The organism is Pseudonocardia sp. NPDC049154, assembly GCF_040648315.1.
Classification (GTDB): Bacteria; Actinomycetota; Actinomycetes; order Mycobacteriales; family Pseudonocardiaceae; genus Pseudonocardia.
Genome location: NZ_JBEZDN010000101.1, coordinates 19,487 through 29,565, shown reverse-complemented (window position 1 = coordinate 29,565; position 10,079 = coordinate 19,487). Strand labels below are relative to the sequence as shown.

The following is a 10,079-nucleotide window of genomic DNA, read 5'->3' as shown; positions in this document are numbered from 1 at the left end:
AGGCCGCCCGCCACGTCCCCCCCTTCCCGCGCGGGGGGGCCGGGGCCCCGCCCCAGCCATCCCGGGGGGGGGGGCGCCCGGGGCGCCCCCCCTCCCGCTCAGACGACCGTGGCGCCCGAGTCCACGGGGAGCTGCACGCCGGTGACCGCCCGGCCGGAGTCCGACACGAGGTAGAGCACCGCCGCCGAGATGTCCGCGGGAGCGAGCAGCGGGGGGTCGGCGAGCACCTGGTGGAAGCTGTCGCCGTAGGACGGGGACTCCTGCAGGAACCGCTCCAACGACGGGGTGACCCCGCCCATCTCGGTGTCCACGGCCCAGGGATGGACCGTGTTGACCCGGATGTTGTAGGGGGCCAGCTCGATCGCGGCGGACTTCATCAGCCCGACCACGCCGTGCTTCGAGGCACTGTAGTGGCTCTGACCGGGCAGGGACTTGATCCCGGCCGTGGAGCTGGTGATCACGATGGCGCCCCCGCGGCCCTGCTTGATCATGGTCGGCACGGTGGCCTTGAGGGTGTGGAACACCCCGCTCAGGTTCACGTCGATCATGTCCTGCCACTGCTGGTCGGGCATCTCCCAGATCCGCGACCAGTTCACCACCCCCGCGTTGGCGAGGACGATGTCGATGCCGCCGAGCTCGGCCTCGCCCTCCCGGGCCGCCGCGGCCAGCGCCGCGGAGTCCCGGACGTCGACCTCGCGGGCCACGATCCGCCGGTCGAGCGCCTCGACCAGACGGACCGTCTCGTCGAGGTCCTTGCGCTCGGCCGTCGGGTACTCGACCGGGGTGACCTCCTTGCAGACGTCCACCGCGACGATGTCCGCGCCCTCCGCCGCCAGGGTGAGCGCGTGCGAGCGCCCCTGACCGCGCGCCGCGCCGGTGATGAAGGCGACCTTGCCCTCCAGCGTGCCCATCCCGTTCCTCCTTCCGACCGGCGTCGGGCGCCGGTCGCGCCATATCGATGCCGCCGGACGAACCCGCGCGGCGAGGAGCGCTCCCCGGTCGGCCCCGGGGGGCGCACGACGGACTGACTCCGCCGCCGCGCCGAACCGCTCGGACGCGTGCGCGCGGCAGTAGCGCATTGATCTATCTGTTCAACCGCTTGGAGTCTTGGCTCCACTCCGAAGGGCTGTCAAGGTGTGTCTGCGGAAAGTCGAACACGTTTCCGTCTATCGGAACATGGTGACTCCCGCTACGTTGGCGGACCCGCACCCGAGAGGAGCCCCACCTCGTGAGCAGACTGATGGAGTTCGATCCCGCCGACCGGAAGCTTCGGCTCCGGGAGGTCCCGGAACCCACGCCGCCCGCGGGCGGACTGACGGCGCGGATCACGATGGGCGGGGTGTGCGGCACCGATGCGCACCGGCTCGCCGGCGACCTCCCGTCCCCTCCCGGTCCGATCTCCCTGGGGCACGAGGCGGTCGGCACGGTCCTCGAACTCGGCGACAGCACGACCACCGACAGCGCCGGGCAGCCGCTCGCGGTCGGCGACCGGGTCCTGTGGTACCCGCCCGCGGCGTGTGGGCGGTGCCGGGCGTGCACCGTGCAGCGCGGCTATGCGTTCTGCGCGAACACCGACTGGCCGATCCCGGTGGAGCGCGCAGGGTCCGCCGGCTTCCAGGACGTGGCGACCCTCACGTCGCAAGTCGCCGTCTTCCTCATCCCGGACGAGGTGCCGGACGCGGCCGCAGCAGCCTTCGGCTGCGCCCTGCCGACCGTGCTCGGCGGGTTCGACCGCATCGAACCGGTCGAGGCCGGGGGTTCCGTCGTCGTTCTCGGATCGGGCCCGGTCGGCCTGGCCGCGACCCTTGCGCTCGGGCGCACCGATCTGGACCGGCTGATCGTCGTCGGGACGGGCGCGGAGCGACTGGACACGGCACGACGGTTCGGTGCCACCGACGTGCTCGACCTGGCCGAGACGTCCGTCGAGGGGCGCCGCGCGCTCGTCATGGAGCACACCGGCGGTCGCGGCGCCGACCTGGTCGTCGAGGCCGCCGGTGTGGCCGCCGCGATCTCGGACGGGCTGGACCTGCTCGGCCCGGGGGGAACCCTGCTGGTGCTCGGTCTGTACTCCGGTGCGGGCGTGGTGCCGGTCGACATCGTCCGCCTGAACAACCTGCATCAGCGCATCGTCGGCAGCATCGGGTCGCACGCCGGCCACGTGTACCGCGGCCTGGAACTGGTCACGCGAGTGCAACCGACCATGGGCATCGACCGCCTGGTGACCGGACGCTACCCACTCGACCAGCTGGAGGAGGCGATTCGGGCCAGCGCGGCGGGCGAGGTCGTCAAGGCCGTCGTCACCCCCTGAGCACGGGCGGAGGTCGGGGTGTGCCGGACTCGCGCGGATCGAGTGCGGGGGTGCGGCCTCGCCGGCCGGTCAACCCAGGTCCAGCTCGCGGACCGGGGTGGTCGGGTCGGCCGCGTCGAGCAGCGTGAGCAGCGTGGCGGCCTCCTCGGCACCCCGGCCGCTCGCGGTCTGGAACTTGGCGCGCAGGCGGGCGTCGTCAAGGGGGGCCTCCGGGCTGCCCGAGCGGTCCGGGACGTCCGCGGTGTGGATCTCCGACCCCACCCGGACGGTCACCCGGGCGCCGCGACGGCTCGGGAAGCGGGCGTCGAACCCGGGGTCGGCGACCAGCCGGACCCTGCGGGTCAGCGCCCGCAGCGCCTCGTCCGGCTCGATGCCCGGGTCGAAGGTCTCGCTGCTCAGCGCGGCCGCGACCAGGTGCGGGATGCTGAACCGCCGCTCGGCCAGGCTCACCGGCGCCGCGATCCCGGCGCTGGCGATCGCCGTCCCGTACGTCTCGACGGTGATCTCGTCGATCTCCCCGGCGATCCGGTCGCGCAGCTGCAGCGCCCCGTCGACGGGCGCGAACGCGTGCCCGCAGCACTGGTAGGGCTTCACCGTGATCCGCTCCAGGGCCAGGGTGTCCCCCGGCGCGGAGCGCGAGTGCGCCCACTCCGTGGTCGTGCCGGTCGCGGCGGCGAACCCCGCCGGTCCCTCCAGCACGTCCGCCGCGCCGCTGAGCCCACCGCGGGCGGCGGCCGCGGCCACCACCCCGGCCTGCGCGGCCGCCCCGGCGTGCAGGGGTTTGCCCGCGGCGTCGCTGCGGAAGGTCTGCTGCACACCACCACAGGTGGTGGCGGCGAGGGCGAGGGCGTGGGCGACCGTGGCGGGATCGGCGTCGGTCAGGTCGGCCGCCGCCGCCGCCGCGCCCAGCGCGCCCGCGGTGCCGGTGGTGTGCCAGTGCGCGTAGTGCGTGGGACCGAGGTCGGCCGCCACCCGGCACCCGATCTCGAACCCGACGGCGACCGCGCGCAGCAGCCGGCCCAGGTCGAGATCGCGCTGGTCCGCCACAGCGAGCGCGGCCGCGATCGTGGGCGCGCCCGGGTGGTAGAGGCCGGGGGCGTAGATGTCGTCGAGCTCCAGGGTGTGCGAGCCGGACCCGTTGACCAGCGCCGCCAGCGGCGCCGGCGCCCGCTCCGCCCGTCCGACGATTCGGCTGGGTCCCTGCTCGCCCAGCTCCAGGCCCGTCAGCAGGGAGCGGACCGGGAGCTCCTCGGTGGCTCCGAGCGTCACGCCCAGCCAGTCCACGAACGCCCGGCGGGCCCAGCGCTGCGCCTCGGCGCCGCTCGCCCGCTCCCGCAGGCCGACCGCGGTGTCCCCGAGGACCTCGACGACGCCACTCACGAGCGGTACACCGACACGACCGCGTCCACCGCGACCACCCCGTCGCCCGGCGCCCGCACGAGCACCGGGTTCAGCTCCGCCTCGGCCACCGCCGGGCCGTCGAGCAGCGCGAGCCGGGACACCGCGCTCACCGCCTCGGCAAGCGCGTCGAGATCCCCCCGCGGCAGGTCGCGGTACCCGTCGACCGCGCGGAACGCCACGACCTCGCCGATCATCTCCCGCGCCTGCTCGGGCGTGACCGGGGCGGGCCGCACGCTGCGGTCCCGGTAGAGCTCGGTGAGCACGCCGCCCGCCGCCACCATCACCAGCGGTCCGACGTCCGGGTCCCGGCGGAACCCGATCAGCGCCTCGGCGACCCCGGAGACCATCTGCTGCACGAGCACGCGGTCCACGGCGAGGTCCGGCCTGCGCTCGGCCACCGACACGCGGATGCGGGTCGCCGCCCGGGCCAGCTCCGGTCCGTCGGCCACGCCGAGCACGACCCCGCCGAGCTCGGACTTGTGGCCCACCGCGGCGTCCACCAGCTTCACCGCGGCGGGCGCGGGCACCGGCAGGTCTGCGAGCTCCGCCACCGGCACGACGACGTGCGGCGCGCTGGGCACCCCGACCCGCTCGAGGACCGCGTAGGACTCGGCCTCGTCGAGCGGGGAGGTCCGGGCGTCCGCGGGCGGGGCGACCACGGCGGCGGGGGCCCCCGGGGCCTGCCGGACGAACACCGCGGCGAGGGCGTCGGCGCACGACTCGGGGGTGCGGAAGGCACTGATCCCCTTGGCCCGCAGCAGACCGAGCGCGTCCGGGGCGGCCGGCACCACGAACGCGGCCAGCGGGGTCGAGCGGTCCGCGGACTCGATGATCGGCGCCACGCTCACCTCGGGCGTGAAGCGGGCGGAGCTGCCCGGCACCGCGACCACGGCGTCGAACTCGGGGGCCTCCAGCAGGACGTCGAGCACACCCTTGATCACGGCGTACTGGGTGCCCGCCAGCGTCAGGTCGATCAGCGCGCCGTGCCCGGCGTCCACCCCGAGCCCGGCGAGCGTCGCCGCGGTGTCCGCGGACGGGGCGGTCGGCACCGCCCCGCGGGCCGCCAACGCGTCGACGATCATCGCGCCGCCCCCGCCCGTGGTGGACACCACGCCCACGCGCGGGGCCCGCGCGCGCCCGGCCGGGACCCGACGGGCCAGGTGCTGGGCCTCCAGCAGCGCCTCGAACGTGGTGACGCGCGCGATGCCGAGCGAGCGCAGGAAGGACTCGGCCACGACGTCGTCCCCGGCGAGGGCACCGGTGTGCGACTGCGCCAGCTCGGCGGCGGCGTCGGACCGGCCCAGCTTGTAGGCGACGACGGGCTTGCCCCGCTCGGCCGCCGCCCGCGCGAACGCGGCCAGGTGCTCGGCGTGGGTGAGGTTCTCCAGGAACAGCGCGAAGCTCGCCACCTGCGGGTCGTCGACCGCGGCCAGGCAGATCTCGCCGAGCGACAGGTCGATCTCGTTGCCGGTGGAGACCATCGAGGCGAAGCCCAGGCCCATCTCCGCGCCACGGGAGAGCAGCGCGCCCAGGGCGCTGCCGGACTGCGACGCGACGAAGACGTCCCCGGCGGGCAGCGCGTCATCGGCGAAGGCGGCGTTGCCGGTCAGCGCCATGCGCCGCTGCAGGTTCGCCACCCCGAGGCTGCTCGGGCCGAGCAGCCGCAGCGACGATCCCGCGAGGATCTCCGTGAGCTCGCCGCGCAGGTACCGGCTCTCCGGTTCCTGCCCGACGAATCCGTCGGCGATCACTGTCGCCACCGGCACCCCGAGCTCGGCGCAGGCGTGCACGGCACCCACCGCCGCGCTCGCCCCGGTCACGATCAGCACGTGGTCCGGGACCCGTGGCAGCTCGTGCAGCGACGGGTACGCCTTCTCCCCCGCCACCGTGTCGCGGGTGGGGTTGACCGGGAAGACCTCGCCCGCCCAGCCGTGTCGGCGCAGGTAGCTCAGCGGCCGCGAGGTCGTCTTGCCCGGTGTGTTCGAGGCGCCGACGATCGCGATCGACCGCGGGTCGGTGAGCGCCCGGTAGAAGCCGGAGTCCGCGCTCATGCTCAACGCCCCGGCCGCTGGGAGAACCGGCGCCCGAAGACGTGCTCGGCGATCCGGTTCTTCAGGACCTCTTCCGAGCCGCCCGCGATCCGCCAGCCGCGGGTGCGCCGGAAGCAGTACTCGACGAGGGTCTCCTCGCCGAACCCGGTGGCGCCCATGGCCTGCACGGCGGTGTCGGCGGCGAGGAAGCCCGCCTCGTTCGCGGCGAGCTTGGCCATCGCGGTCTCGGCGGCGCCGGGCAGCCCGTCCCGGTCGCCCGCCCGCGCGGCCCGCTCCAGCAGCAGCTGCGCGGACTCCAGGCGCAGCGCGGCCTCGGCGAACATCCACTGCAGACCCTGAAACTCGGCCAGCGGGCGGCCGAACTGCTCGCGCTCGAGGACGTACTCCTTGGCGCGGTCGAAGGCGTAGCGGCCCACCGCGATCGAGCGCGCACTGTTGCCCAGCCGCTCCACGTTGAAACCGCTGATCTGCTTCTTGAACCCGCCCTCGCCGAGCAGCACCTGCGACTCGGGGATCACGCAGTCGGCGAAGTAGAGCGGGCACCAGTGCTCGCCGTTCATGTACTTCGAGGGCGGCCCGATCGTCAGCCCCGGGGTGCCGCGGTCCACCAGCACCGAGCCGATGCCGCCGGTGCCCGGCCCGAACCGCACGTAGACGAGGTAGAGGTCCGCGTCGGCGCTGTGCGTGGAGAAGACCTTGGTCCCGGTGAGCGACCACCCGCCCTCGACCTTCGTGGCGGTGGTGCTCAGCTCGGTCACCGCGGAGCCGGCCTCGGGCTCGCTCATCCCCAGCGCGATCAGCAGGTCGCCGGCGAGCAGCCCGGGCAGGTAGCGCTCCCGCTGCTCCGGCGAGGCGTACTGGGCGAAGGTGCGGATCGGCCCGAAGTTGCCCGCCTGCACGATGTCCGCGCTGCGCGGGCAGCCCGCCGCCACCGCCTGGATCGCGGTCACCGCGGCCAGCAGGCCCGCACCCTGCCCGCCCTGCTCCTCGGGGATGCTCAGCCCGAGCAGCCCCTGCTTGGCCAGCAGCCGCGCGGTGTCCCGCTCGTAGCCGGGTTCGTGCGCGCGAGTCAGCGCCCCCGGGCCCAGCTGGTCGCGGGCGAACGCCTCGGTCGACGTGCGGAACTCGGTGAGCAGGTCGGGATCGTCGATCACGAAGCCTCCTGGGGTGTCTCGTGCAGGACGGCGATCCGGCCGTCACCGTCGACGTCGAGCAGCGGGTAGCGACGGAAGAGTGCGGGATCGTGACCGGGCACGACGTGCTCCGGTGAGTCCGCGAGTGCCGCGATGGTCTGGAAGCCGTCGAGGGTGTGCTCGACGTCCACCATGGCCGGGAAGGGGTTGGTGTCGGCCAGGTTCTCGTCGAAGTGGATCGCATCGGCGGCGAGCACCACCCGGCCGCGCGCGGTCTGCACGGCCACGACCTGCGTGCCGCGGGTGTGGCCGCCGACGAGCACGACGTCGAGCCCGGGGAACAGCGTGCGGTCGCCGTCGACCACGTCGACGCGGCCGGCGAAGAGCAGTCGGACCACCTCGGCGACGTCGTCGGGCTCGTAGAAGTGGCTGAGCCTGCGATGGCGCATGGCCGACCCGGTCACGTAGCTCATCTCGGCCGCCTGCACCACGAACCGGGCCTCGGGGAAGTCGCCGAGGTTGCCCGCGTGGTCGAAGTGCAAGTGGCTCAGGACGACCGTGCGGACCCGGTCGCGCCGGAACCCCAGCAGCTCCACCGCGGCGCCGGGCCCGAGCTCGAGCTCGCGCCCCCGGCGCCGTCCGGCCTCGGGGCCGAACCCCGTGTCGACGACGACGAGATCGTCCCCGCGGGCCGCCACCCACACGATGAAGTCGATGTCGCTGTGTCCACAGCGGTCGCCGGGCACCAGGAAGTTGTCCCGGGTGGGACGCGACCCGCGGCCCATCCGGACACCCCACAGCTCCCAGGGGTCAGCCACGGCCCTCGACCAGCTTGACCATCACCGGGTAGTAGTTCGCACCGAACCCCGCGTCCCGGGTGCGGGCGAGCAGGTCCATGGTCTGGGCCGCGCCCGCGGCGGGGATCTCGGACTCCTCGGCCAGCTTGAGCGCCAGCGCCAGGTCCTTGATCGCGTAGTCGACCGGGAAGGCCTTCTCCGGGTACTCGTCGACGAGCATCGTGGCCGACGCGGTGCGCTGCAGGGCGAAGCTGTCCGCCGAGCCCAGCTTGAGCGCGGAGAACAGGGTGTCCGGGGAGACGCCCGCGGCCCGCCCGATCGCCAGCGCCTCGGCGAGCGCGTTCATGTTCAGGAACAGCACCATGTTGTTGAGGATCTTGACCACCTGGCCGTTGCCGAGCCCGCCGGCGTGCGCCACGTCGCTGCCCATCGTGGACAGCAGCGGCTCCAGCTCGGCGAAGACCGGCTCCTCCGCGCCGACGGTGATCAGCAGGGTCCCGTCCGCGGCGGCCTGCCGCATCCGGGCCACCGGCGCGTCGACCAGCGTGACCCCGGCCTCGGCGAGCTGCTCACCGAGCTGTCGGGTGCGCGTGACGTCGCTGGTGCTCATGTCGACGACGATCCGCGGCGGGTGCGCGGCGGTCAGCAGCTCCTCGGCCACCGTCTCGACCTGCGCGATCGAGGGCAGCGACAGGAACACCACGTCCACGGCCTCGCCCAGATCGCCCACCGACCCCGCGACCCGCGCACCCAGCTCGGCGGCGGGCGCGGTGGCGGCGGCCACCGGATCGAACACGACGACGGGACGCTCGGCCTTGCGGATCAGGTTCGCGGCCATGCCCGACCCCATCACGCCGAGCCCGACGAATCCCAGCGTCGACTCCGCGGCGCTCACGAGATGTCCATGATGACGCTCTTGACCTGGGTGTAGTGGTGCACCGCCTCGGTCCCCTTCTCCCGTCCGAGCCCGCTGTTCTTGTAGCCTCCGAAGGGCACCTCGACCCCGGCACCGACGTACCGGTTCACCTGGACCTGGCCCGCCGCCAACCGCTCGGCGACCCGATGTGCCACCCCGACGTCACAGGTGAAGACCCCGGCCGACAGCCCGTACTCGGTGTCGTTGGCGAGGGCGATCCCCTCCTCCAGGGTGTCGAACTCCAGCACCGACTGGACCGGGCCGAAGATCTCCTCGCGGGCGACCCGCATGTCGTTGGTGACCCCCGCGACCAGCGTGGGATTGACGAACCGGCCGCCCGCGCCGGGCTGGTCACCGCCGACGACGACCTCGGCGCCCTCGGTGCGCGCGGCGTCCACGAAGGACACCACCCGCTCGAGCTGGCGCTCGGAGATCAGCGGGCCGACGTCCGGGTCGTCGAGCCCGTGGCCGACCGACAGCCCGCCCATCCGTGCGGCCAGCCGCTCCACGAACGCGTCCCGGACCCGCCGGTCCACCAGCAGGCGGGTGGTGGCGAAGCAGGACTGCCCGGAGTTGCGGACGACGGCCTGGGCGCCCGCCTTCGCGGCGGCGTCGAGGTCCGCGTCGGCGCAGACGATGGTGGGCGACTTGCCGCCCAGCTCCAGGTTGACCCCGATGATCCGGCGGGCCGCGACCGCGCCGACCGCCCGACCGCCCGCGACGGAACCGGTGAACGTGAGGTGCCGGACGAGCTCGTGCTCGGTGATCGCGATCCCCGTGGGGTCCGCCGGGCCGAGAACGACGTTGCACACGCCGGGCGGGAACCCGACCTCGACGAGCAGCCTGCCCAGCAGCACCGAGGTGAGCGGGGTGAGCTCGGAGGGCTTGACCACGACGGTGTTGCCCGCGGCCAGGCAGGGCGCCACCCCGCGGGCCAGCTGGGTCAGCGGGGCGTTCCACGGGGTGACGTGGCCGACCACGCCGAGCGGCTCCCGCCGGGTGTAGGCGAAGGTGCCGGTGGGCTGTGAGAGGACCTCGCCGTGGATCTTGTCGGCGAGCCCGGCGTAGTACTCGAAGTACCGGGCGCTGCCCTCGATGTCGGTGCGGGCCTGCGAGACCGGCTTACCGGAGTCGATGCTCTCCAGCCGGGCCAGCAGCTCGCCGTCCCGCCGGATCGCCGCCGCCGCGGCGGCCAGCAGCCTGCCGCGGGCGACGGGGGCGAGCGCCGCCCACCCGCCGAACGCCTCGTGGGCGTTCACCACGGCCTCGGCGACCCGCTCCGCCGAGGTAGTCTCGACGCGCGCGACGACGGCGCCGGTGGCCGGGTCGTCGACGTCGAGCACCGTCCCGCCGCCCCGGGCGGTGAACTCACCGCCCACGTGGGCGGTGAGCACCTCGGGCAGGCCTGCGGCCTCGACCGCCTCCGCGACCTCGGCCCGCAACGTCGTCGTCATGCGCGTGCTCCTGTGCACT

General features: G+C 74.2%; 8 protein-coding genes and 1 pseudogene. 1 reads left to right on the top strand and 8 read right to left on the bottom strand.

The window, feature by feature from the left end:
• Nucleotides 1–98 precede the first annotated feature (98 nt).
• Nucleotides 99–911 carry a mycofactocin-coupled SDR family oxidoreductase gene (locus AB0B41_RS32680; RefSeq protein ID WP_358210219.1) on the bottom strand — a complete coding sequence of 271 codons (813 nt, stop codon included), beginning with the start codon at nucleotides 909–911 and terminating at the stop codon, nucleotides 99–101.
• A gap of 317 nt (nucleotides 912–1,228) precedes the next feature.
• Between AB0B41_RS32680 and AB0B41_RS32675 the strand changes: the two genes are divergently transcribed.
• Complete coding sequence (locus AB0B41_RS32675; RefSeq protein WP_358210217.1) at nucleotides 1,229–2,308, top strand: alcohol dehydrogenase catalytic domain-containing protein; 1,080 nt, start codon at nucleotides 1,229–1,231, stop codon at nucleotides 2,306–2,308.
• 69 nt (nucleotides 2,309–2,377) lie between these two features.
• Here the strand turns inward: AB0B41_RS32675 and AB0B41_RS32670 are convergent, their stop codons facing one another.
• The 7 genes and pseudogenes from AB0B41_RS32670 to AB0B41_RS32640 all read right to left on the bottom strand — a co-directional run bounded on the left by AB0B41_RS32670 (nucleotide 2,378) and on the right by AB0B41_RS32640 (nucleotide 10,060).
• Nucleotides 2,378–3,688 (bottom strand): MmgE/PrpD family protein, encoded by a 1,311-nt coding sequence (locus AB0B41_RS32670; RefSeq protein WP_358210215.1) that lies wholly within the window; start codon nucleotides 3,686–3,688, stop codon nucleotides 2,378–2,380.
• The gene (locus tag AB0B41_RS32665) at nucleotides 3,685–5,760 is read right to left on the bottom strand and encodes an acetate--CoA ligase family protein (protein WP_358210213.1); all 2,076 of its coding nucleotides are present in this window, start codon (nucleotides 5,758–5,760) and stop codon (nucleotides 3,685–3,687) included. Before AB0B41_RS32665 ends, AB0B41_RS32670 begins: the two co-directional genes overlap by 4 nt.
• A 2-nt stretch (nucleotides 5,761–5,762) precedes the next feature.
• A complete protein-coding gene (locus AB0B41_RS32660) occupies nucleotides 5,763–6,914 on the bottom strand; it encodes an acyl-CoA dehydrogenase family protein (protein ID WP_358210211.1) in 1,152 nt (383 codons plus the stop codon).
• Nucleotides 6,911–7,711 (bottom strand): N-acyl homoserine lactonase family protein, encoded by an 801-nt coding sequence (locus tag AB0B41_RS32655; protein ID WP_358210209.1) that lies wholly within the window; start codon nucleotides 7,709–7,711, stop codon nucleotides 6,911–6,913. The genes AB0B41_RS32660 and AB0B41_RS32655 overlap by 4 nt, the downstream gene beginning before the upstream one ends.
• Nucleotides 7,704–8,120 (bottom strand): NAD-binding protein, encoded by a 417-nt coding sequence (locus AB0B41_RS32650; RefSeq protein WP_358210225.1) that lies wholly within the window; start codon nucleotides 8,118–8,120, stop codon nucleotides 7,704–7,706. The genes AB0B41_RS32655 and AB0B41_RS32650 overlap by 8 nt, the downstream gene beginning before the upstream one ends.
• A pseudogene (locus tag AB0B41_RS32645) lies at nucleotides 8,109–8,621 on the bottom strand (NAD(P)-binding domain-containing protein); the annotation flags it as partial. The gene AB0B41_RS32650 and the pseudogene AB0B41_RS32645, both read right to left, overlap by 12 nt.
• Complete coding sequence (locus AB0B41_RS32640; protein ID WP_358210207.1) at nucleotides 8,582–10,060, bottom strand: aldehyde dehydrogenase family protein; 1,479 nt, start codon at nucleotides 10,058–10,060, stop codon at nucleotides 8,582–8,584. The pseudogene AB0B41_RS32645 and the gene AB0B41_RS32640, both read right to left, overlap by 40 nt.
• Nucleotides 10,061–10,079 lie beyond the last annotated feature (19 nt).